Below are 22,111 nucleotides of genomic sequence, written 5' to 3' on the forward strand. Positions count from 1 at the left end.
ACATTGTGCTTCGGTCGCGAGCGTAACGCCACGGCGAATTCCGGCCCGGATTTTCGCCCCGGCGTTACGCTCGCGCACGCCTAGCAGGCCGCGCCCAGTACGTCAGCCCAGGAAAATGTTGCGGCGCCCGGCCAACAGCCGATACAGCGTCTGCTGAATGGTTTCACGCACCTGATCGGTCAACTCGAAGGTGACCATCGGGTCCTCGGCGTCGGTGGTCGCGTAGTTGGCCGTGGAGATCGGCTCCCCGAATGCGATGCGCCATTTCGACGGCAGCGGCACCAGCCCGGCGGGGCCGGCCAACGGGAACAGCGGAGTGACCGGGAAATAGGGCAAACCGAACAGCCGCGCCAGCAATTTGACGTCGGTGAGCATCGGGTAGATCTCCTCCGACCCGATGATCGAGCACGGCACAATCGGCGCCTGGGTACGCAGCGCCGCCGACACGAAGCCGCCGCGTCCGAATCTCTGTAGCCGGTAACGGTCCTCGAAGCGCTTACCCAGGCCCTTGTAACCTTCGGGGAACACGGCCGTGAGCTCACCGGAGGCCAGCAGTCGGTGCGCGTCGGTGGTGCAGGCCATGGTGTGCCCCGCCTTGCGGGCGGCCTCGCCCACCACGGGCAGGTCGAACACCATGTCGGCGGCAAGCAGCCGCAGATCCCGGTGGGCGGGATGTTCGTCGTGCACCGCCACCGAAAGCATCAACCCGTCGAACGGCAACACTCCGGCATGGTTGGCCACCAACAGCGCGGCGCCTTCGCTCGGAAGGTTCTCGATTCCGCTGACTTCCACGCGGAACCACGACCTGAAGAAAAACCTCAGCAAAGGCCGAACGATCGCGTCATTGAAATGCGGGTCGAATCCGAATTCGTCGACGCTGTAATCACCGGTCAGTCGTTGCCGCAGGAATCCGGCGACCGCGGCGACACGCTGCGCAAGATCGCTGAGGGGCGCTTCGCCCGACCCGACAACGCCCGTCGCACCCGCGGCACGCCGATGCTCGTCGATTTCACGGACCACTGCAGCGATCTGTTCGGCCGATGCCCGGCCGTTCGGATCGGACAGCAACGACGGGTGCTCACGGGACGCGTCGGCGCGTTGACCGGCACGGCGGCGTGCCGCTACCCGACCCCGATTACTGTGCAGTGGAATGACATTCGCTCTGGTCTCACCCGCCACGATAGCTACCCAAATCTACCTGACCCCCACCCATGGAATTGGCTTCCGGGTTCCCCACCGTTGCGCTAACGTGATCGCGCGACCCTCCCAGGAGCGTACCCGATGCGGATCGATAATGGGAGTTAGGCCGCGGCCCCGAACGTAGTCATCGAAAGCCTCGGCCGTCGTCCACTTGGGCTGATAGCCAAGTTCGGAACGCATTCTGGTGGTGTCCATCACCCTGCCGTAACTCAAATAATCGAATTGCTCGCGGTTGATCTCGGTGTATCCGTTGGCCCGTCTCAGCGAATCAAGCGCCCACACCCCAAATCCCGGTACGGGCAACGGAATTCGGCCCGCCCGGCGGATCGCCTGCGACAGCATGATGATGCCGTCGGCACCGATGTTGAAGGTGCCGGCTTTGCCGGCCATCGCAGCCCGCTCCAGGGCACCCAGCGCATCCTGCTCGTGCAGCAATTGCAGTCGTGCGTCGCGGCCGAACATCGTGGGCACGAAGGGCCCGGCAAGATACCGCGACAGTGTGGTGTCCATCGCGGGGCCGATCATGTTGGCCAGCCGCAGGATGGTCACCGCGATATCGGGCCGACGCCGGCCCAGCCCGCGCGCATACCCTTCGATATCGAGACTGTCCTTGGCGAAACCCTCGCGGAAGGGTCGACGGCTGGTGCCGTCCTCGGTGAACACCACCGGGTCGTGTGGGCTCGAGCCGTAAACCTCGGACGTGGACTTCAGCACGACGCGGCGAACCGAGGGCGACTTCTGGCAAGCCGCGAACAGTTGCATGGCGCCCATCACGTTGATTTCCTTCAACGCCGCACTTCCGCCGGACCGTGGCGCGTAGGAAGCCGCCGCGGCGTGCACCACAGTGTCGACATCGCCGTTTCGAATCACCTTGGCAATGAAAGGATTTCGAATGTCGGCGCGGACGAACTCGGCTCGGCCCATGCGGCGCAGCATGTCCTTGCTGGGCGCGATCGCATCCACCGCGATCACCGAGTTGATCAACGGGTTCTGCGCCAGCCGGGCGGTCAGGTAGCCGCCCAGAAACCGGCACGCACCGGTAACCAGCACCACCTTGGGGTAGTGCACGGTGTCGTCATTGCGGCCGCCGATTCCTCCGGCGCCGCCCCCCTGGCCGCTCGAAGAGTTCACCCCGACAGCCTAGCGGCGACGAGAGACAGCAGCGTTACAAGCCGGTGACGGTACGCGTCAACTGGGGCCGGTCGGGGCTTACTTGCCGAGTTTCCTGCGCTGTACCCGGGTGCGGCGCAGCAGCTTGCGGTGCTTTTTCTTCGACATGCGCTTGCGCCGCTTCTTGATTACTGAACCCATGGACTCCGCTACCTGACCGTGACCGCTTGTCGATGACTACAAGGGACTACCAATGACTACAAAGGACCCAGTCACTTTACCCAGCCCGCCGCACCCAACACCAAACCGGCGCCGATCGGTGGCCGACACGGGCCTGCCGAGGCAGACCCGTGTCGGCCCGCTCGGACCTGCGGCGCCGTCGGCTAGCCGGCGAAGTACGAGGTCTGCAGCATGTCGTGGACGGCCTTGGCATGCACCCGGAATGACCGCCCGACCCGGACCGCGGGCAGCTCGCCGTTGTGCACCAGCCGGTACACGGTCATCTTCGAGACCCGCATCAGCGAAGCGACCTCGGCCACCGTGAGGAATTGAGTGCCGGCCTGCTGGCCTTCCCCCGTGCCGCTGTCCCGCACCGATTTTCCTGCGGAATCCCGTGCTGATGGCCCGTTCGTTGACGTCATCGCAACCCAATCATGTCAGGCACGCGCAATGCCAGCGGCTTCCCCTCCGCTGGCACCCACACGTGCATACAAAGAGGAGAATAGCGGGACTAGTGGGGTTATTGGTACTGGTGAGAGGAAATCAGTTCAAAATTCCCGAATTATTCCGATGTAATTCTGAGCTGCTCAGAGCGGCTTTTGGCGGCCTGGACGGCCGCGTCGACGACCCCCCGAAACCCGCCTTTCTCCAGCTCGCGCAGCGCGGCGGCCGTCGTCCCACCGGGGGAGGTGACCGACGCCCGCAGTTGCAGCGCCGTGGTGTCGACCCGCAAACCCGCCGGCTCACCGGCGGCCGGACGCTCTTGCTCCATCCGCTCCAGCAGCATCGCCGTCGACCCGGCCAGGGTCTGCGCAGTCAGCTCGGTGGCCACCTGACGGCTCAAGCCCACCGCGACGCCGGCGTCGACCAGGGCCTCGACCAGCAGGAAGAAATACGCCGGCCCGGAGCCGGACAACGCGGTCACCGCGTCCAACTGCTGCTCCGGAACGTTCAGCACGACGCCGACGGCTTCGAAGAGCGCGGACACTTCGTCCAGCTGTTGCGGGGTGACGAACCGCCCCTTGGCCAGCGCGGTGACCCCGGCTCCCACCAGTGCGGCGGCGTTCGGCATCGCCCGGACCACCGGCGTGCCCGCCGGCAGCTTGGATTCGAAGTAGGAGGTGGTGACACCAGCGGCGACCGTGACGAACACCTGCTCGACACTGTCGCTGCCGGCAGCCGTGGCCGCCGCCGCCAAGTCCCCCATCACCGTCTCGACGTCGGCCGGTTTCACCGCGACGACCACAAACGTCGCGTGCTCGATCGCATCGCTGACCGAGGTCAGCAGTACCGAGTAGGTGCTGGCCAGGTACTTGGCGCGCCCGGGAATCCGTTCGGCCACGACCAGGTCCTTGACCTGCCGGCCCGCGCGCAGCAAACCCGACAGCAACGCCTCCCCGATACTGCCCCCACCGATGATCGCGATTCTTGCCATGCCGCACAGCATCGCAGACCCCGGACCGCTAGCGAGCGGCCGGGACCATCGCCAATTGACGTGCTTGCACCACCAGGCGGCCCATGCTGTCGACGACGATGTGGTCCTCGTCGAACCAGTCGTGTCCGATCTCAATGCAGGTGGCGATGATCCGCAGCCAGCCGTCGGCGGGCAGTGCCCGAAGGAAGGCGGTGAGCTGGACGGTCGGCGCCCAGCCGGTGCGGTCCACGGCAAAGGTGACCGGCGCCGACAAATCCCCGCACATGAGCGCGAAAAGCGGATCAGGAGCCACCCCGCGCGGGCGCGCCCACATCCGGATGACCGGCGGCCGCCCGTCGGCGTTGGGCTGCAGCGTCGACAGCAGCGGCCGCACGTCGCAGCCTTCTCCCAGGTGCACCAGTCCGGCCAGCGGGTGGCCCGGTCCGATCGGCGCGACGTCGTCGGGAGGTTCGGGTGCCATCAGATCCACGACCGGGTTGGCCGACAGCAGCGGGGTCGCCACGCCACACCCCTGGTGCTCGGGTTCGCCCAGCGTGACGACGGCGTGCACTGCGGTGCGCCCACCCTGGGTCAGCTCGACATCGACCACGCCGATCCGGCGGCCACGCTTGCGGATCGACGTCACCAGTCGCATCGCACCCGGATCCGGCGCCCACAGGAAGTTGGCCGACACGACCACCGGTTGCAGTGCCGGGTGTGGTGCCGGGTGTGGTGCCGCCGCCGCATAAGCCATCCGGGCGGCATTGGCGCACAGCGCCATCATCGCGCCGCCATGCACCTTGGGACCGATCGTCCAGTGCCGGTTCAGCTCGCCGTGAAATACCGCGTCACCGGCAGCGGCGTCGACCTGCCGCAGCTCCATCGCGGTGGTGAACATCGCGCCCAAGAAGTTCATGTCACCGCAGCAGATGGGTCCGGGCGAACTGCAAGGACTCCACCAGCATGGCTTCCCGCTCACTCGCCGAACGCGCCGACGAGGTGGACACCTCCAGCACCACATGGCCGGTAAAGTCTCCACCCGCCAGCATCTGACACACCTCGGCGGTGGGCTGCGTGCCGTGGCCGGGCACCAGGTGTTCGTCGGCGGGCAGCCCGCTGCCGTCGCACAGGTGCAGATGGACCAGACCCCGGCCCATCCGGCGGGCCATATCCAGCGCATCGGTGCCCGCGGTCGAGGTATGCGAGAGGTCCAGCGTGTAATGGGCGTGATTGCCGTCCAGCGGGTCGTAGGACGGCGCGAACGCCGAAATCGCCGGACCCGGACCACCGCCGCGCCGGCGCATCCGTTCCCGTGACTGGCCGGCCCCGAAGAGCCGGTCCGCCCGGAACGGAAACATGTTTTCGACGGCGACCATCACGTCGCTGGACGCTTCCAGCGCAGCGACCTGCTCACCGAACCCCTCGGCGTAGCGCCGTTGCCACCGGAACGGCGGGTGTACCACGACCGTCTGCGCGCCCAGTCGTTCGGCGGCCCGCACGCTGCGCTCCAGCTTGGGAATCGGGTTGGAGCCCCATACCCGTTGCGAGATCAGCAGGCACGGAGCGTGCACGGACAGCACCGGCACGCGGTAGCGTCGCGACAGCCTCCTGACCGCGTCGACGTCCTGGCTGACCGACTCGCCCCATACCATCAGCTCGACTCCGTCGTAGCCGAGTCGGGCCGCGTACTCGAATGCGGCTTCGGCCCGCAGCGGGTACACCGAAGCCGTCGACAAGCCGACTTTGATTGCTGGACGCACTGTGTCTCGGCGCGCCTAGCCTGTTTGCAGGGATAGCACCAACGGTCCCCAGGTAATCAGCACACCGACCGCAACCGCGATCAACGTACTGGCGATGTCCTCGGTCTTACGGACTACTCGCACCGCGACCACCAGGCCGAGGATCACCAAGACCGAGAGCACCAATGCCACGATGCTGTTCCATCGCCACAGCTGGTCGAAGGCGATGAACAGACCGGCGCCGAACACGACGGCCAGAATTGACTGCAGCACCACCACGGCGCCACGCCACAGGGCCAGCAGCGCGCCGGGGGCGCGGCCGGAACCCGTCTTGTCGGCACGGTCGCTGTCGAGGCGCTCGGCGTCGAACACCGCCGGGGCCGCTCCGCCCCGCCGCCGGGCCACCTCGTCGGCCAGCGACTGTCCGCCAAACAGGGTCCGCTCCGCGGCGCCGTCCACATCGTGCAGGTAGGAACGCACGTAAGCCGTCTCGTCGGCGACCGGTTCGGCCTCGTCTACCGCAACGTCTATCGCGTCCACCGAGGTGTCGACGTAGTGCCCGACCGGGTCGGGACTCATGTGCTCGGCACCGGACTGCTGCTCCGAGATGTCGCTTTCTTCGGTGTGACGCAGGGGCCGCGGGTACTCGCTGCGCTCGGGGCCCGACTTGCGTCGGGTGATCGGCTCGGATCTGGGCCAGCGTGGTTCGGGCTCGGACCAGTACCTGGGCTTGGCCGGCTCCTCGGTTGCCGGTTCTGCGGCGACCGGCTGCGGTTGTGGAGGCGACGGCGGGGCGGGCTCGGCAACCTCGACTCGCGGTTTGCCGGGCTCTGGCTGCCTCGGCGGTTCGGACGGGGCAGCGCGCGCGGGAGTCTCGGCCTTGTCGCGGCGGTCTTCGCGAATGATCGGGATTTCGCCGGTCAGCTCGGCCACCGTGACCGAATCGCTATCGCCGCGCCGACGGCGCCGGCGCCGGGTCACGGCAGGGGCGCCGATGGTGCCGTTTCTGGCCAGTAGTTCGGCGACCGAGATCTGCTTGGTGTCCTCCGTGTCCGAATGTGGTCCAGTCATGGTTTGTTGCCTCTCGATCGGGGAGCGGCATTCCGATCTACTACCTGACCTCCAGCATCGCGCACCGATGTCGCCACCGGCGAAGTTTCCATGAAGGCGGTCCCGTCGGCCTCGCTGTCGAGTCGGCGCAAGATCACACCTTCCCGCAGCGCCCACGGGCAGATATCCACCGCTTCTATCGACAGCGCTCGCATGCTTGCCTCCGCGACCAGAGCCCCCGCTACGATCTGCGGCGCGCGCTCGGCGCTGACTCCTTCCAGTTCTGCACGGTCAGCGGTCGTCATCCTAGAGATGAAAGATATGAGTTGTCTGAGGCCGTTGGCCGTCAGCATCCGTTTCACCCGCGGTCCGGCGGCCGACGGCGCCGCCCCGGTCAGCCGTGCCAGCGAACGAAACGTCTTCGAGGTGGCGACCGCGAGGTCAGGACTGCCTGCCTCCAGAACGGCCACACTGGCGTCCGAGAGTTCGGCGTCGAGCCAGTCGCGCAGCATCGCCACCCGCCGCCGACCGGGCGGATCGTCGGGCAGCCATTCGCGGGTCAACCGGGCGGCGCCCAGCGGCAGCGACAGCGCTACCTCGGGCTCCTCGTCCACGCCGCTGGACAACTCCAGCGAACCGCCGCCGATGTCGAGGTTGACGATGCGCCCCGCACTCCAGCCGTACCATCGTCGCACCGCCAGGAAGGTCAGCCGGGACTCGTCGACCCCGCCCAGTACCTGCAACTCGACACCGGTTTCCTTGCCTACCCGGGCCAGCACATCTTCGGAGTTCTCGGCTTCCCGCACGGCGGAGGTGGCGAAGGCCATCAACTCGGCACAGCCGGAGCTCACCGCGATCTTGGCGAACTCGTCGATGGTCGACACCAGCTTGTCGGCACCGCGCCTGGTGATCTTGCCCGAGTTGTCGGTGGCTTCGGCCAGACGCAGCGTGGCCTTCGTCGAACTCATCGGCGTCGGATGCCCACCACGGTGAGCATCTACTACCAGTAGATGGACCGTGTTGCTGCCCACGTCCAGGACGCCCAATCGCACGGAATCAAACTAGCGGGCGACGACGCGGGTCGCTCAGCGACCCGATGACGACAACGCTTATCAGACGCGCGGTGGCGGCGGCCCACACAGCGGGGATCGTCGACTAACGTTGCAACCGTGGCAAACTCGCGCCCGCAGCCGGTGCACCCGGGGCAAGAGGTCGAATTGGATTTCCCCCGTGAGTGGGTGGAATTCTACGATCCCGACAATCCCGAGCACCTGATCGCGGCCGACCTCACCTGGCTGCTGTCGCACTGGACATGTGTGTTCGGCACGCCCGCCTGCCAAGGTACGGTGGCGGGCCGACCGGACGACGGGTGCTGCTCGCACGGAGCCTTCCTATCCGATGACGACGACCGTGCCCGGTTGGACGACGCGGTGCAGAACCTGACCGACGAGGACTGGCAATTCCGCGAAAAAGGCCTGGGCCGCAAGGGATATCTGGAACTCGACGAGCACGACGGGCAACCGCAGTACCGCACCCGAAAACACAAGGACGCCTGCATCTTCCTGAACCGGCCGGGCTTCAAGGGCGGCCCCGGTTGTGCGTTGCACACCAAGGCCCTGAAAATGGGTGTGGCGCCGCTCACGATGAAACCTGACGTCTGCTGGCAGTTGCCGATCCGGCGCAGTCAGGAGTGGGTGACCCGGCCCGACGGCACCGAGATTCTGAAAACCACCGTCACCGAATACGATCGCCGCGGCTGGGGTTCCGGCGGGGCCGACCTGCATTGGTATTGCACCGGCGATCCGGCCGCCCATATCGGGACCAGACAGGTGTGGGAGAGCCTGGCCGACGAGCTCACCGAACTGCTCGGCGTCAAGGCGTATGCGGAACTGGCCGAAATATGTAAACGCCGCAGCCGGTTAGGGCTGGTGGCCGTCCACCCCGCGACGCGCGCGGCGCCGAGGTAGCGGACGGGCCCGGGGGAGTTTGCCGCAACGGCGCTATCCGGCGTCCGCAGCACGGCGCACAGTCAGCGCACGGATCCCTCGGTGTAGGCCACGATCATCCGCAGCGCGCTGGCCCGCAGGTACGCCTCGACGGCCGCGCCGGCGGCAACAGGGTCGCGGGCGAGCACCGCCTCGGTGATCGCTCGCAGATCGGCCAAAACCGGTTCGGCATCGTCGTAGGCCCCGGTCAGCTCGTGTTCGCGGCCGCCGAATGCGTGTTCGACCCAGCGATACAGCAACCCCAGCGCGCGGTTGCGGCTGCTGTGGATGAGCACCCGGAAGTAGCCGAGATCGGCTGCCTGCCGGCCGGCCGCGCCATCCGCGTCCCGCAGCGCTGCCAGCGCGTCGCGTAACGCGTGGGCATCGTCGGGGGTGTGTCGCTGCGCGGCCAGGCGGCCGATCAACGGACCTAACGCCGCGCGGATCTCCAGCAGTTCGGCGAGGAAATCCGGACCCAGTCTGCGTACCAGCGCCTCGACAACGGCGGGATGAGTGAGCCCCTCAGGATCGCGTACCACGCTGCCGCTGCCGTGTCTGACCTCAATCAGGCCCATCTGCTGCAGCCGGGCCAGCCCCTGCCGCAGCGACGTGCGGTTGACCCCGAACCGCGCCGCCAGGTCACGCTCCGGCGGCAGCGTCGACCCCGGCGGGAAGACCCCGTCCAGGATGGCGTCCGCGATCGACGCGGCGATCTGTTCGTCGACGCGCTGACGGTCCGGCGGCTGAAAGGCACTTGACTGGTTCATTGGCTCAACCAATATAGTGGACGAATCAATCGGAGGTGGAGCACGTGGACGACGAATTGCTATCGGCGGTAGCCCCGCGCTGGCAAGGTAAAGCGGGACGGCTGGAAGTCTGGTACGCCACCCTGTCCGATCCGTCGACGCGTGCGGGTCTGTGGGTCCATTGCGAAACGGTGGCCCCGACAACCGGATCGCCCTACGGGCACGGTTGGGTCACCTGGTTTCCGCCGGAGGGCCCGCCGCGCACCGAACGTTTCGGGCCGGCACCGGTCCAGCCCGCCGCCGGCTCGACATGGTTCGACGCCGCCGGCGCCCGGGTGGCGCCCGGGAGGCTGACCGGGCAGGCCGGATCACTGGCCTGGGACCTGGCCTGGAAGGATGCCGGCGCGCCGCTGTGGACGTTTCCCCGGGCGGCGTGGGAGCGCGAGTTGCTGCCGGGCGCACAGGTGGCGCTCGCCCCCACCGCCGACTTCACCGGCTCGCTGAGCCTGGGTTCCGAAGGCACCACCACCCATCCCGTCACCGGCTGGCGCGGCGGCGTCGCACACATCTACGGGCACGGCAATGCCAAGCGCTGGGGGTGGATCCACGCCGACCTCGGCGGCGGCGACGTCGTGGAGGCCGTCACCGCGGTGTCGCACAAGCCGGGACTGCGCAAGCTTGCGCCACTGGCATTCGTCCGGTTCCGCATCGACGGAAAAGACTGGCCGGCAAGCCCTTTCCCGTCCCTGCGGATGCGCACCACGCTCGGCGTGGCGCACTGGCAGCTGGAGGGACGCATCGGCGGCCGCAAGGTGCTGATCCGCGTCGATCAGCCCCCGGACAGGTGCGTGAGCCTGGAATACACCGACCCGGACGGGGGCAAGGCGGTGTGCACCAACACCGAACAGGCCGACATCTACGTCGAGGTCGACGACCGGCGTTGGTCGGTGTTGGGCATCGGGCATGCCGAAGTCGGATTGCGCGGAGCCGACGCACCCGCCGTCAACGAAAGGACCCCGTGATGAGTTTTCTCCTGGACCCGCCGCTGCTGTTCGCCAGCGGAGCGCTCATCGAGCGCAGGGTGCCCGAAGACCGTCGTGATCTCGCCGAAGCCGCCGTGCTCGGGGTCTTCTTCGCCGGCTCGTTCGGGCTCTACAACAACGTGCCCGGGCTGGGGTTCTTGTGGCGCCCGTTCCGCTCGCAGAACGGCCGTGACTTCATGTGGAACAGCGGCGTGTTCGCCGTGGATACCGCGGAAGCGGGGTGGCCGTTGCACGCCGCCGCCGGCGGCATCTTCGGGACCTATCCGTTCTTCATCAAACTCGGTCGACGGTTCGGGCGCCGACGATGAGCGGGCTGGCCGACCGGGCCGTGGCCGCGTTCGGCACGGCGTTGCTACCACCCGAGCACGGGGGTCCGGCGCCGGCTCAGTTCGTTGAGCGCGTCGGGCGGTACGTCGAACAGCTGCCGGCGACGCAACGGTTGGCGGTGCGCGCCGGTGTGCTGTCGCTGGCGGCCGCGAGCTACCTGACCACGGGCCGGTCGTTGCCGCGATTGAGCCCGGCGGACCGGGCCCGGGTGCTGGGCCGGGTCGCCGCCGTCGGTCCGGACATGGGTGCGGCGGTGGCGGGCCTGAAAGCGATCGTGCTGCTGGCCAATGGCGCCGACGCCTACGCCGACGAGCTGCTGGGCCGCGCGCAGGGGCATGACCCGGCGCGCCCGGATGCGGCGCTGACCGTCACCTCGTCGACCGATAGCCCTTCGGTGGTGACCACCGATGCGGTGATCGTCGGCTCCGGGGCCGGCGGGGCCATGGCCGCGCGCACGCTGGCGCAGGCCGGCGCCGGCGTCGTCGTGCTCGAGGAGGGGCGGCGCTGGACGGTCGAGGAGTTCCGCACCACCCACCCGATCGACCGCTATGCCGGCCTGTACCGCGGCGCCGGGGCCACCATCGCGCTGGGCCGACCGGCGGTGGTGCTGCCGATGGGCCGGGCGGTCGGCGGCACCACCGTGGTCAACTCCGGCACCTGCTTTCGGCCGCCCGATGCCGTGCAACGGCGCTGGCGCGACGAGTTCGGGCTTGACCTGGCCGGCCCGGACCGGCTGGCCCGCCACCTCGACGAGGTGGAGCGCACGCTGCAGGTCGCGCCGGTTCCGCTGGACATCATGGGCCGCAACGGCAACCTGTTGCTCGATGCCGCCACCGCGCTGGGCTGGCGGGCAGCGCCCATCCCGCGCAACGCGCCCGGCTGTGGCGGCTGCTGCCAGTGCGCGATCGGCTGCCCCCGCAACGCCAAGTTCGGGGTACACCTCAACGCGCTGCCGCAGGCCTGCGCGGCCGGGGCGCGGATCGTCTGCCGGGCGCGGGTGGAGCGGGTGTTGCACGAGCACGGACGCGCCCGCGGCGTACGCGCCCGCCGGCCCGACGGCACCGCGATCGACGTGCTGGCAGACACCGTCGTCGTCGCCGCCGGCGCCACCGAGACACCGATGTTGTTGTGGCGCAGCAGTCTTGGCGGCCATCCCCGGCTCGGCCGGAACCTGGCGCTGCATCCGGCGACGATGCTCGCCGGCCGCTTCGACGACGACGTGTACGCCTGGCACGGCGTGCTGCAAAGTGCGGCGGTCCACGAGTTCCACGAATCCGACGGGGTGCTGATCGAGGCGACGGCCACACCGCCGGGCATGGGCTCGATGGTCTTCCCCGGCTACGGCGCCGAACTGCTCGGCTGGCTGGATCAGGCGCCTCGGGTCGCCACCTTCGGTGCGATGGTGGCCGACCAGGGCGTGGGGTCGGTCCGGTCGGTGCGAGGGGAGGCGCTGGTGCGCTACGACATCGCCCGCGCCGACATCGCCAAGCTGCGAGTCGCCATGGAGGCCATCGGCCGGCTGCTTTTCGAGGCCGGGGCGGCCGAGGTACTCACCGGCCTGCCCGGCGCCACCGCGGTGACGTCGCTGCCCGAGCTGCGAGAGGCGGTGCGGCACAGCGACCCCGCAAGCCTGCACCTGGCGGCCTTCCATCCGACCGGGACCGCGGCCGCCGGCGCCGACCCGCAGATCTGCCCCGTCGACCCGACCGGCCGGCTGCGCGGCGTCGACGGTGTGTGGGTTGCCGACGCATCGATCCTGCCCAGCTGCGCGGAGGTGAACCCGCAGGTGTCGATCATGGCGCTGGCGTTAGCCGTCGCCGACAACATCGCCGGCGCCCACCGCTGAGCGCGACAATCTGGGCTGAAGAGCCAACCAGCCAGCGTATTTCATCTTCTCCGAACAACTGCCGATAGCGCGTCCCGGACAGTGAGACCCGCCGGCTACAGGCACTGTTTGGAGGATGATCCATGTCATTCGTGATCGCGGCGCCCGACCCGTTGCTGGCCGCAGCGGGCGACCTCATCGGGATCGGCTCGGCAATCAGCTTGGCCAACGCGTCTGCGACAGCCCCAACAACTAATTTAAGTTGCTGGCCGCCGCCGGGGATGACGTGTCGGCGGCGATCGCCACGCGGCGATTCACTGTGGGCCTAGGCACCGGCGGCGACGGCGATGATGGCGGCGACGGCGGCGACGGCGGGGCCGCTGGAACGTCCGGCGTGGGTGGATTGCTCGGACCCACCAGTGGCATCGGCCCGCTGGGATCGGGCGGCGCTGCTGGTGCGGGCGGCGCGGCCGGTGCCGCTGGGGTGGCCGGTGTCGGCGGAGCCGCCGGAACCGGGTTGTTCGGGGGCACCGCCGGGAGCGACGGCACCGATGGCACTGCCGGTGTCGCCGGCAAAGCCGGTCAGCCCGGCCCACCAGGGACCTGGCCGAAACTATTCTAGACCTGATCAGCCAAAGCTGGTGTGGCCCTTGGGTCTTAGAATTCCTCGTGTTGGCGTCACATGGTGCCTGTCGGCGAACACCCAGCCGCCCAGGCAAACTCGCGGGGCGTGATTACCTTCGGCTTTCCGCGGCAGAGCGGCACCGGGATCGATACCAACCCGCCGAGCCCGGCATTGAGGTTAGCCCTCGAGCTTGTAACCGAGTCCCCGCACCGTCACCAAGTGCACCGGATTGGCGGGGTCGGCCTCGATTTTGGACCGCAGCCGCTTGACGTGGACGTCGAGCGTCTTGGTGTCGCCGACGTAGTCCGCACCCCAGACCCGGTCGATCAGCTGGCCGCGGGTCAACACCCGCCCGCTGTTGCGCATCAGGTATTCCAGCAGATCGAACTCCTTGAGCGGCAAGGTAATGACGTCGCCGTTCACCGAGACGACGTGGCGCTCGACGTCCATCCGTACCGGCCCGGACTCCAGGATGCCGTCGCTGGATTCGGCGTCGTCGTCGCCGCCGCGGCGAAGCACCGCGCGGATTCGTGCGATCAACTCGCGTGCCGAATACGGCTTGGTCACGTAGTCGTCAGCGCCCAACTCGAGTCCGACCACCTTGTCGATCTCGCTGTCGCGAGCCGTCACCATGATCACCGGGACGCTGGACCGGGCACGCAACTGCTTGCACACGTCGGTGCCCGACATGCCCGGCAGCATCAGATCGAGCAGCACGATGTCGGCGCCGGACCGGTCGAACTCGGCCAACGCCGACGGACCATCGGTCACCACCGTCGCCTCAAAGCCCTCCTTGCGCAACAGAAACGCCAACGGATCGGCCAACGACTCCTCGTCCTCCACGATCAACACATTTGTCATCAGCGCCGCTCCTCCTCATTGCTTCGCACTGCATCGTCGTCGACGCGGGTCATCAGCGCCGCTCTCCCCCGCAAGCGGGCGGTACCCCCACCTCATTGCTTCGCACTGCATCGTCGTCGACGCGGGTCATCAGCGCCGCTCTCCCCCGCAAGCGGGCGGTACCCCCACCTCATTGCTTCGCACTGCATCGTCGTCGACGCGGGTCATCAGCGCCGCTCTCCCCCGCAAGCGGGCGGTACCCCCACCTCATTGCTTCGCACTGCATCGTCGTCGACGCGGGTCATCGACTCAGCTCTTCCTCTCGTTGTGACCTGTTGGGTCGCGCCTCGCGCGCCCGCGGTTGATCAGATAGTTCGCTGTCATCGCACTCCGCCGCCGGAATCGACAACGTGAACGTAGACCCGGTGCCCGGTTTGCTCCAGACGCCAATGCTGCCGTTGTGGTTGGCGGCCACGTGCTTGACGATGGCCAGCCCCAGCCCGCTGCCGCCGGTGGCCCGTGAGCGGGCCTTGTCGCCCCGGAAGAACCGCTCGAATACCCGCTCCTGGTCCTCGAGGGCAATCCCGATTCCGCGGTCGGTGACGGCGATCTCGACATTGTCACCGCGGCGGCGCCGGCTGATCGAGACCAGCGACCCGCGCGGTGAATAGGCGATCGCATTGGAAACCAGGTTGGCCAGCGCGGTAACCAGCAGGGTTTGGTCACCGAGCACCCGTAGCCCGCTGGGCGCATCGGTACGAACCTCGATATCGGCAGTGTCCGCGGCTACTTTGTGACGTGAAATCGCTTCGGACACAATGGTATCGACGTCAACGTCGGCCACATTGTGCAGTCCCTCGGCGCCCTGCAGCCGGGACAGCTCGATCAGCTCCGCGACCATGTCGCCCAGTCGATTGGCCTCGATGAGCACCTTCTCAGCGAACCGTCGAACGGTGTCGGGGTCATCCGGCGACGCGAGGAGTGCTTCGGCAAGCAGGGCCATGGCGCCAACCGGGGTCTTGAGCTCGTGACTGACGTTGGCGACGAAGTCGCGCCTGGTCGCCTCCATCCGGGCATAGTCGGACTGGTCATGGACGAAGACCACGACGAACCTGCGGTCTTCCTCGCTCAGCAACCGGGCGTGCCCATGCACCAACAGTCCGGAGCGGCCGGCCGCGCGCTTGGCGGGTGACAGATCGAACTCGACGTCGTCACCGCCCAGCGCCTGCTGAGCGGCCCGCCAGGCTTGGTCGTCGAGCTGCCGGTCGCGCACCAGGCCGAGCTCCCTGGCCCGATGGTTGAGATAGACGACGTCGCGATGGGCATCTACCACCGCCGCACCCATCGGCATCAGGGCGACGATGCGCTGCAGCATCTGCGCGACGGTGATCCCGGCCCGCTCGGTGGCCGCTTGCTGGCGGCGCCGCACGACCCGCTGCGACAGGTGGTTTCCCGCCGCAACACCTACGGCCAGCGCTAGCGCGGACAACACCCCGGCCAGCAACAGTGCCGAGAACACAGTCACAAGCAAAATCCTACAAACTCCGGTGAACGCGACCCTAGCCGAGCGAGGCCGAAATCGGACAAGTCACACCAATCGCCATAGGTGTTCGGCTGCCGTTCACGCGTTGTTCAGCGAACAGGCCTACCAGCGCCGACGATCAGACTTTGGCCGCGCCCTGGCTGGCCACCGCGGCAGCACCGGCGGCGGCGGCCTCCGGATCCAGGTAGCGACCGCCGGGCTGCACCGGGCGCATTTGGCGGTCCAGGTCGTAGCGCAACGGAACGCCTGTCGGGATGTTCAGTCCGACGACGTCGTCGTCGGACATCCCGTCCAAGTGCTTGACCAGCGCGCGCAACGAGTTGCCGTGCGCCACGATCAACACCGTCTTGCCCGATCGCAGGTCGCCGACGATGACGTCGGTGAAGTAGGGCAGAAACCGGGCCACCACGTCGGCCAGGCACTCGGTCAGCGGGCCACCGCCGATATCGGCGTACCGGGGGTCGGCATCCTGGCTGAACTCGCTGCCCTTCTCGATCGGCGGCGGCGGCGTGTCGTAGCTGCGCCGCCAGGCCATGAACTGCTCTTCGCCGTAGCGCGCCTTCGTCTCCGCCTTGTCGAGACCCTGGAGTGCGCCGTAGTGGCGTTCGTTCAGCCGCCAGCTGCGCCGCACCGGAATCCACAGTCGGTCAGCGCGGTCCAGCGCCAGATGCGCGGTGGTGATGGCGCGCCGCAACAACGACGTGTAGAGCACGTCGGGCAGCAAGTCGTGTTCGGCCAGCAGCTCGCCGCTTCGGACGGCCTCGGCCTCGCCCTTTTCGGTCAGGCCGACGTCCACCCAGCCGGTGAACAGGTTGAGGGCATTCCAGTCGCTCTCGCCGTGGCGCAGCAGTACCAACGTGCCAGTGTCTCCCATGCCGGCAAGTTTCTCACGCGCCGTCGCCGGCGTCATCGTCGTCGATCAGATGCGCAAAGGCCTGCAGGTTCTTCAGCGATTCGCCGCGCGCCACCCGCCATTCCCACTCTTTTTGAATCGACGAACGAAAACCCAACTCCAGCAACGTGTTAAAGTCCGAGTCCACCGCCTCGAGCACCTGCCCGAGCACTCGGTCGATCTCCTCGGCGTCGACCGAGGCCAGCGACATCCGGCCCACCAGGTAGATGTCGCCGACGTTGTCCAGCGTGTAAGCGACCCCGTAGAGCCGGCGGTTGCGGTTGAGCAGGAACCGGTAGACACCCTCGTGGTTCTCGTCCGGTTTGCGACACACGAAGGCCTCGACGCGCACCGAGTGCTCCCCGATGCTCAAGATGGTGTTGGTCTTGAGCTTGCGTTCACCCGGCAACTCCACGATGATTCCCGCCGGCCCGCCATGTGCGCCGGGATGTCGCGAGTAGTTCAGCCGACTGGCCTGCAGCGCCTGCTCGATCACCTGCGCCACGGTCTCGGCGGCATCGGGGCCCTGCGGGGAAGATGTCACGCGCCCACCCCGCGACGAGCCGTCCAGCGGCGCGGTTTGCGCGCCGCAACCAGGTCGCGCACCCGGCGCCGGCGCCCCGCGGTGAAGTCGCCGATCGCCCGCCGGTAACTGGCCAGCAGTGCGTCGGTGGTGTGGTCCCACGAGAACCCGGCCGCGTGCTGGGCAGCTGCGCGACTCATCGCCCAGCCCGGCGGGCCGGCATTGCGACGCAGCAGCTGCTCGATAGCGTCGGCCCACCGGTCCACGTCATGTCCGGATACCAGCGTGCCGGTGATCCCGTCGCGCACCGCGACCGGCAGCCCCCCAACCGCCGCCGCGACCACCGGCGTACCGCAGGCCTGCGCTTCGATGGCCACCAGACCGAATGACTCCGAATAGCTCGGCACCGCGACCAGGTCGGCGGCGTGGAACACGGTCGCCAGATTCGTGCGGGACTGTGGCGGCAGGAACGTCACTCGCTGCGCGATACCGAGTTCGCCCGCCAGTTGCGCCAGTCCCTCCGGCGCGGCCAGTCCACTGCCCGACGGCCCGCCGGCGACGACGACGCGCACTCCCGGGAGCTTGGCGACGGCGCGCAGCACGATGTCGGGTGCCTTCAGCGGCTGGATCCGTCCGACGAAGGCCACCACCTGCCCGTCGAGCGACAACCCCAGCGCGGCTCGCGCCGCCCGCCGGTCGCCGGGTGAGAACACGTCCAGGTCGACACCGGGATGAACGACGTCGACGCGCGCCGGATCCGCATGATGGATCGAAATCAGTTGTCGGGCTTCGTCTTCGGTGTTGACAATGAGCCGGTCCGCCTCGTCGACAACCTGCTGTTCGCCGACGATGCGCAGCGGCGGCTCGGGGGCGTCACCGTCGGCCAGCGCCGCATTCTTCACCGCGGCCAGGGTGTGAGCGGTATGCACCAGCGGCACCGCCCAGCGATCGCGGGCCAACCAGCCGACCTGGCCGGACAGCCAGTAGTGCGAGTGCACGATGTCGTAGTAGCCCGGTTCGTGGGCGGCTTCGGCGCGCAGCACCCCGGCCGCGAACGCGCATAACTGGGTGGGCAGGTCGTATTTGTCCAGACCCTCGAAGGGCCCGGCTACCACGTTGCGCACCAGCACGCCCGGCGCCACCTGCACCACCGGCGGATCCGTCGAAGCGGTGGCCCGGGTGAAGATCTCCACCTCGATACCGCGCCGCGCCAGGTGCAGCGCACTTTGCAGCACGTAGACGTTCATTCCGCCGGCATCGCCGGTGCCCGGCTGGGCCAGCGGCGAGGTGTGCAACGCCAGCAGGGCGACCCGGCGTGGGTCTGCGTCTCCGGCTGGCCGGGGCCCGTCGCTGTGGCGCACACTGTCATCTTTACAGGACGCGTTCCGCGGCCAGGCCCACGTACGGGCATAAGCGGCGCTAAGCGAGCGCCCCCGGCTCGGTCCCCGGCAGCGGGATGTCCAGTGCCCCGGCACGACGCATCGCGCCGAACGGGTCCGCGTACAGCCCGCCCAGCGACACGATGCCGGCCCCGGCTTCTTGCACTCGGTTGCCGAATGCCGTGACCCGGATGTCCCGCGGCGGCAGCACCGAGCATGCGGCGAAGGCCTTCTCCACCTGCTCCATCCCTTCCGGGTACTCGGTGAACGCCTGGCCACCCACCACCAGTTCGTCGGGGTTCAGCAGGTCGCGCAGCAACGCGACCGTCTCGCCGAGCACCCGGGCCCGCTCCCCCAACAAATCGCTGGCCTGTTGGTTACCGGCTCGTGCCGCCCGGAGCAGGTCGGTGACGGCGCCGGCCGAGCCGTTGGTGCGGGTAGCCGAGGCAGCCGGAAGGATCCGCAGCCGGCGCGCGGCCGCCAACACCGCCTCGTCGCTGACGGTGGACTCGAGCTGTCCGGTGCCGCCCAGCAGCTCGGAGCGGGCCGGCAGGCCCGCAATGGTGCCGGGCCCGCTGGCCGGGCAGTGCACCCGCCCGTCGATCACCAGCGCATACCCCACGGTCTCGCGGGCATAGACGTACAGGCTGGTCGACGAGCCCGACGCGAACCGTCGCATCCCGAGCAGCAGCTCGGCACCGGCCATGGCATCCACGTGGGATGCCACCGAGACGGGCAGGCCCAGCGCGTCGGCCAGCACCGGCCCGACCGGTGCCCGCTGCCAGCCCAGCCGGGGGTGGTCGACGTGGCCGGTCGCGCCGTCGACGGTGCCGCCGATCGCCACTCCGACCCACAGCGCCCGCCGCCGATGCCAGCGCCTCAAGTAGCGGCAGGCACTGTCGGCCAGCGACCCGAGCGCCGCCCCCGCGGGACTGAGCGGTGTCGGCGTCTCGACCGCGTCGAGCGTGCGACCGAAGAGGTCGGCGGCCACGATGCTGGTCGTGCGCGCACCGATGTGGATGCCCAGCGTTACGAACGGCTCGTGGTTGACCTCCACGGGGACCCGGGGCCGCCCGATCGCCCCGGAGACCGCCAAGTCGGCGCGTTCACGCAGCAGACCGGCCTCGAGCAGCGCAATGACCTGGCGGTTCACTGTCGCGATGCTCAGCGAGGTGACACTGGCGATGACGTCGCGGCCAACGGGGCCGCGTAACCGCACCGCCCGGAAGACGGACGCGGCCGCGGAGTCGGCCAGGTGCAGCGACGGCGGCACGACCTGTCGGTACGGCCGCGGCCGGCCACCACGGGCGGGGCGATGGGTGAGAGTAGTCGAGTGCACTGGTTTCCTTATTCCGAGTTCAACTGGCCGGGTCCCTGGCCGCGCTTGCTGACGTGAGTCAGGCGCGACAAAGTACGCGGCAACAACAGGCGCCCGCGCAAAGACACGCGGTCGTCGTGTTGAACCAGGCGCTGCAGTACACACCGAGAATTTAGCACGTTTATTAGAGTGGTCCCGATGACGACTCCCGACGCGCCGAACCGGGTTGCGGTGGTTACCGGCGCCAGCTCCGGTATCGGCGAAGCAACCGCGAAAACCCTTGCGGCCCAAGGTTTTCATGTAGTCGCGGTGGCCCGTCGTGCGGACCGGATCACCGACCTGGCACAGCGGATCGGCGGGACCCCGGTTGTGGCCGACGTCACTGACGACGCGGCCGTGGCGGCGCTGGCCGCGGGACTGAACCGGGTCGACGTACTGGTCAACAACGCCGGCGGCGCAAAGGGCCTGGAGCTCGTCGCCGATGCCGACCTGCAGCACTGGCGCTGGATGTGGGAGACGAATGTGCTCGGCACGCTGCGAGTGACCCGCGCGCTGCTGCCCAAGTTGATCGAATCGGGCGACGGGCTGATCGTCACCGTCACTTCCATTGCGGCACTTGAGGTTTACGACGGCGGCGCCGGCTACACGGCCGCCAAGCACGCCCAAGGCGCGTTGCACCGCACGCTACGGGGCGAGCTGCTGGGAAAGCCGGTCCGGCTGACCGAGATCGCCCCCGGCGCGGTGGAGACGGAGTTCTCGCTGGTCCGCTTCGACGGTGACCAGCAACGCGCGGACGCGGTCTACTCCGGCATGACGCCGCTGGCGGCCGCCGACATCGCCGAGGTGATCGGGTTCGTGGCCTCGCGGCCGTCGCACGTCAATCTGGACCAGATCATCATCCGGCCGCGCGATCAGGCCTCAGCGACGCGCCGGGCTAACCACCGGGACCCGCGCTAGGTTCCGGCGTACCGGACAAACTGGGCGCGGTCGACGGCGTGGCCGGCGCCGTAACCGGGATCTGGGTGCCCGGGGGGCGTGAGGTCGGGCGTGGCAGTGCCGACATCGATACCCAGGTGTCCCAGTCCACGGCCCAGTCCCAGATGTCCCCGTCGGCGTAAGACAGCTGGATCGAGCTTCCGGTCACCTCGACCGGGTCACCGTAGATGGCGGTGTGGAAGTACTGTTCGGCGTCACCGGTCGACAGGTTGATGCAGCCGTTGGTGACGTTGCTGTTGCCCTGCGCGCCTGCGCTGGCCGGGTTGGCGTGGATGAATTCGCCGTTGTTGGAGATGCGCACGGCCCAGCGTTCGTGCACATTGCTGTAGCCGGCCGCGGGGTTGGACATGTAGAAGTCCGCGTATTTCTCGGTGACCACGTGGATCCCGTTGCGGGTGACGTTGCGCGCCTTGTCAGCTTCGCCGTAGCTGCACGGGAAGTCCATGATGACGCCCTCGTCGGTGACGACCTGGATGCGGTGGGAGGTGACTTCGGCCTTGACGACCTGCCGCCGCCCGATCTGGATGCTCAACGAGAAATCCTGGGCGCCGTAGGCCCCGTTGCCGAACGGCAGCCCGTAGAGCTTGGCGTCGACGTTGACGGTGGCGCCCGCCGGGTAGTACTCGCGGGGACGCCAGTGCACCCGAGCGCCCTTCGCCTCGTCCGGCAGCCAGGCCCAGCTGCCCTCGACGGGCGGGTTGGTGGTCACCGTGAGCGCCCGCTCGACGGAAGCCTTGTCGTTGATCGGCGCGTCGAACTGGATGATGATCGGCGCCGCGATCCCGACGGTCTGGCCGTCGGCCAGCTGGAAGCCGCCGTCGATCTTCTTCTTGGGCGTGACGGTGGTGAATTTGCCGGCGACCGGAATCGCCTTGCCGTCATGGCCGACGGCCGCGCCGCTCCAGCTGTAGGTGGTGTCGTAGCCCAGCGGCTCGGTGATCGTGTACACCGTGCGGTCCTGGTTGTAGGTACCGCCAACCACCTTGCCGGCCGGGTTGGTCAGCGCCACTTGCTGGAACCAGCCGTCGCCGACCTCCACGCTGATCGGGGCGATCGGCAACACGTCGTCGGCCGCATCGGCCGGCCGGAAGGTCAGATGGGGGGCAGCCGGCGGCTTCTTCTCGGATTGCCTGGTGACCCCACCCGCGCAGGCGGCCAGCACATTGGGCGCCAACACCCCGGCCCCCAGTGCCATCAAAGCCATGCGCCGGTTGATCGGCCCTGGACCTTGGGGGGTGCTGGAGGTGCTCACAGGAATCAAAGATACCGGGCCCAACCGTCCATAACCGGCTGTAAGCGCCGACGGACCCGCCACGGCAACGGTGCGGCGAGCGTAT

Annotated in this window: 23 protein-coding genes and 1 pseudogene; 7 read left to right on the forward strand and 17 right to left on the reverse strand. The window is 68.4% G+C overall.

The genetic code is table 11. From position 1 onward, the window contains the following. Nucleotides 1-102 precede the first annotated feature (102 nt). The 9 genes from CDN38_RS10290 to CDN38_RS10330 all read right to left on the reverse strand — a co-directional run bounded on the left by CDN38_RS10290 (nt 103) and on the right by CDN38_RS10330 (nt 7,784). Complete coding sequence (locus tag CDN38_RS10290) at nt 103-1,179, reverse strand: lysophospholipid acyltransferase family protein (protein WP_075513261.1); 1,077 nt, start codon at nt 1,177-1,179, stop codon at nt 103-105. Between the two features lie 15 nt (nt 1,180-1,194). Next, the gene (locus tag CDN38_RS10295; protein WP_075513262.1) at nt 1,195-2,331 is read right to left on the reverse strand and encodes an SDR family oxidoreductase; all 1,137 of its coding nucleotides are present in this window, start codon (nt 2,329-2,331) and stop codon (nt 1,195-1,197) included. A 78-nt stretch (nt 2,332-2,409) separates the two neighbouring features. Further along, the gene (locus tag CDN38_RS10300) at nt 2,410-2,511 is read right to left on the reverse strand and encodes a 30S ribosomal protein bS22 (protein WP_003402602.1); all 102 of its coding nucleotides are present in this window, start codon (nt 2,509-2,511) and stop codon (nt 2,410-2,412) included. A gap of 182 nt (nt 2,512-2,693) precedes the next feature. Continuing rightward, nucleotides 2,694-2,951, reverse strand: a complete 258-nt coding sequence (locus CDN38_RS10305) for a helix-turn-helix domain-containing protein (RefSeq protein ID WP_023370446.1) — start codon at nt 2,949-2,951, stop codon at nt 2,694-2,696. Nucleotides 2,952-3,091: 140 nt separating this feature from the next. Beyond that, complete coding sequence (proC, locus tag CDN38_RS10310) at nt 3,092-3,964, reverse strand: pyrroline-5-carboxylate reductase (protein ID WP_180276316.1); 873 nt, start codon at nt 3,962-3,964, stop codon at nt 3,092-3,094. Nucleotides 3,965-3,992: 28 nt separating this feature from the next. Beyond that, a complete protein-coding gene (locus CDN38_RS10315) occupies nt 3,993-4,850 on the reverse strand; it encodes a thioesterase family protein (RefSeq protein ID WP_075513314.1) in 858 nt (285 codons plus the stop codon). A 10-nt stretch (nt 4,851-4,860) separates the two neighbouring features. Further along, a complete protein-coding gene (locus CDN38_RS10320) occupies nt 4,861-5,703 on the reverse strand; it encodes a sugar phosphate isomerase/epimerase family protein (protein WP_075513265.1) in 843 nt (280 codons plus the stop codon). Between the two features lie 15 nt (nt 5,704-5,718). Continuing rightward, nucleotides 5,719-6,753, reverse strand: a complete 1,035-nt coding sequence (locus CDN38_RS10325; RefSeq protein WP_075513266.1) for an Rv0497 family membrane protein — start codon at nt 6,751-6,753, stop codon at nt 5,719-5,721. Next, a complete protein-coding gene (locus tag CDN38_RS10330; RefSeq protein ID WP_075513267.1) occupies nt 6,750-7,784 on the reverse strand; it encodes a Ppx/GppA family phosphatase in 1,035 nt (344 codons plus the stop codon). The genes CDN38_RS10325 and CDN38_RS10330 overlap by 4 nt, the downstream gene beginning before the upstream one ends. Nucleotides 7,785-7,901: 117 nt before the next feature. Between CDN38_RS10330 and CDN38_RS10335 the strand changes: the two genes are divergently transcribed. Next, nucleotides 7,902-8,699, forward strand: coding sequence for a DUF3109 family protein (locus CDN38_RS10335; protein WP_075513268.1), 798 nt, complete (start codon nt 7,902-7,904; stop codon nt 8,697-8,699). Between the two features lie 62 nt (nt 8,700-8,761). Here the strand turns inward: CDN38_RS10335 and CDN38_RS10340 are convergent, their stop codons facing one another. Further along, nucleotides 8,762-9,484: a FadR/GntR family transcriptional regulator gene (locus CDN38_RS10340; RefSeq protein ID WP_075513269.1), complete on the reverse strand. Its 723-nt coding sequence runs from the start codon at nt 9,482-9,484 to the stop codon at nt 8,762-8,764. Nucleotides 9,485-9,528: 44 nt separating this feature from the next. On the opposite strand from CDN38_RS10340, the gene CDN38_RS10345 reads away from it, so the two are divergent. The 5 genes from CDN38_RS10345 to CDN38_RS29990 all read left to right on the forward strand — a co-directional run bounded on the left by CDN38_RS10345 (nt 9,529) and on the right by CDN38_RS29990 (nt 13,280). Next, on the forward strand, nt 9,529-10,485 hold the full coding sequence (locus CDN38_RS10345; protein WP_075513315.1) for a tocopherol cyclase family protein: 957 nt from the start codon (nt 9,529-9,531) through the stop codon (nt 10,483-10,485). Then, nucleotides 10,485-10,814, forward strand: a complete 330-nt coding sequence (locus tag CDN38_RS10350; protein ID WP_075513270.1) for a hypothetical protein — start codon at nt 10,485-10,487, stop codon at nt 10,812-10,814. The genes CDN38_RS10345 and CDN38_RS10350 overlap by 1 nt, the downstream gene beginning before the upstream one ends. Further along, the gene (locus CDN38_RS10355; RefSeq protein WP_075513271.1) at nt 10,811-12,679 is read left to right on the forward strand and encodes a GMC family oxidoreductase; all 1,869 of its coding nucleotides are present in this window, start codon (nt 10,811-10,813) and stop codon (nt 12,677-12,679) included. The genes CDN38_RS10350 and CDN38_RS10355 overlap by 4 nt, the downstream gene beginning before the upstream one ends. A gap of 122 nt (nt 12,680-12,801) precedes the next feature. Further along, nucleotides 12,802-12,987: a PE family protein gene (locus tag CDN38_RS30665; protein ID WP_233026842.1), complete on the forward strand. Its 186-nt coding sequence runs from the start codon at nt 12,802-12,804 to the stop codon at nt 12,985-12,987. Beyond that, the gene (locus CDN38_RS29990) at nt 12,921-13,280 is read left to right on the forward strand and encodes a hypothetical protein (protein ID WP_075513272.1); all 360 of its coding nucleotides are present in this window, start codon (nt 12,921-12,923) and stop codon (nt 13,278-13,280) included. Before CDN38_RS30665 ends, CDN38_RS29990 begins: the two co-directional genes overlap by 67 nt. A gap of 180 nt (nt 13,281-13,460) precedes the next feature. Here CDN38_RS29990 and regX read toward each other — a convergent pair whose 3' ends face one another. From regX to CDN38_RS10390, 6 genes and pseudogenes are all read right to left on the reverse strand, one after another. Beyond that, nucleotides 13,461-14,144, reverse strand: a complete 684-nt coding sequence (gene regX / locus CDN38_RS10365) for a two-component sensory transduction protein RegX (RefSeq protein WP_036416774.1) — start codon at nt 14,142-14,144, stop codon at nt 13,461-13,463. A gap of 280 nt (nt 14,145-14,424) precedes the next feature. After that, nucleotides 14,425-15,648 (reverse strand): sensor histidine kinase, encoded by a 1,224-nt coding sequence (locus CDN38_RS10370; protein WP_099318942.1) that lies wholly within the window; start codon nt 15,646-15,648, stop codon nt 14,425-14,427. 136 nt (nt 15,649-15,784) lie between these two features. Further along, nucleotides 15,785-16,540 carry a phosphoglyceromutase gene (locus CDN38_RS10375; protein WP_075513317.1) on the reverse strand — a complete coding sequence of 252 codons (756 nt, stop codon included), beginning with the start codon at nt 16,538-16,540 and terminating at the stop codon, nt 15,785-15,787. After that, nucleotides 16,541-17,102, reverse strand: a pseudogene (locus CDN38_RS10380) (type III secretion system chaperone family protein); the annotation flags it as partial. Continuing rightward, nucleotides 17,099-18,442 (reverse strand): D-inositol-3-phosphate glycosyltransferase, encoded by a 1,344-nt coding sequence (gene mshA / locus CDN38_RS10385; protein WP_161951705.1) that lies wholly within the window; start codon nt 18,440-18,442, stop codon nt 17,099-17,101. The pseudogene CDN38_RS10380 and the gene mshA, both read right to left, overlap by 4 nt. A gap of 58 nt (nt 18,443-18,500) precedes the next feature. Beyond that, the gene (locus tag CDN38_RS10390; protein ID WP_075513273.1) at nt 18,501-19,799 is read right to left on the reverse strand and encodes an ROK family transcriptional regulator; all 1,299 of its coding nucleotides are present in this window, start codon (nt 19,797-19,799) and stop codon (nt 18,501-18,503) included. 177 nt (nt 19,800-19,976) lie between these two features. Between CDN38_RS10390 and CDN38_RS10395 the strand changes: the two genes are divergently transcribed. Beyond that, the gene (locus CDN38_RS10395; protein WP_075513274.1) at nt 19,977-20,735 is read left to right on the forward strand and encodes an SDR family NAD(P)-dependent oxidoreductase; all 759 of its coding nucleotides are present in this window, start codon (nt 19,977-19,979) and stop codon (nt 20,733-20,735) included. On the opposite strand, the gene CDN38_RS10400 is transcribed toward CDN38_RS10395, so the two are convergent. Then, nucleotides 20,713-22,026, reverse strand: coding sequence for a L,D-transpeptidase (locus tag CDN38_RS10400; protein WP_075513275.1), 1,314 nt, complete (start codon nt 22,024-22,026; stop codon nt 20,713-20,715). The two genes, CDN38_RS10395 and CDN38_RS10400, sit on opposite strands and share 23 nt — an antisense overlap. Nucleotides 22,027-22,111 lie beyond the last annotated feature (85 nt).

Source organism: Mycobacterium ostraviense, from assembly GCF_002705925.1.
Taxonomy (GTDB): domain Bacteria; phylum Actinomycetota; class Actinomycetes; order Mycobacteriales; family Mycobacteriaceae; genus Mycobacterium; species Mycobacterium ostraviense.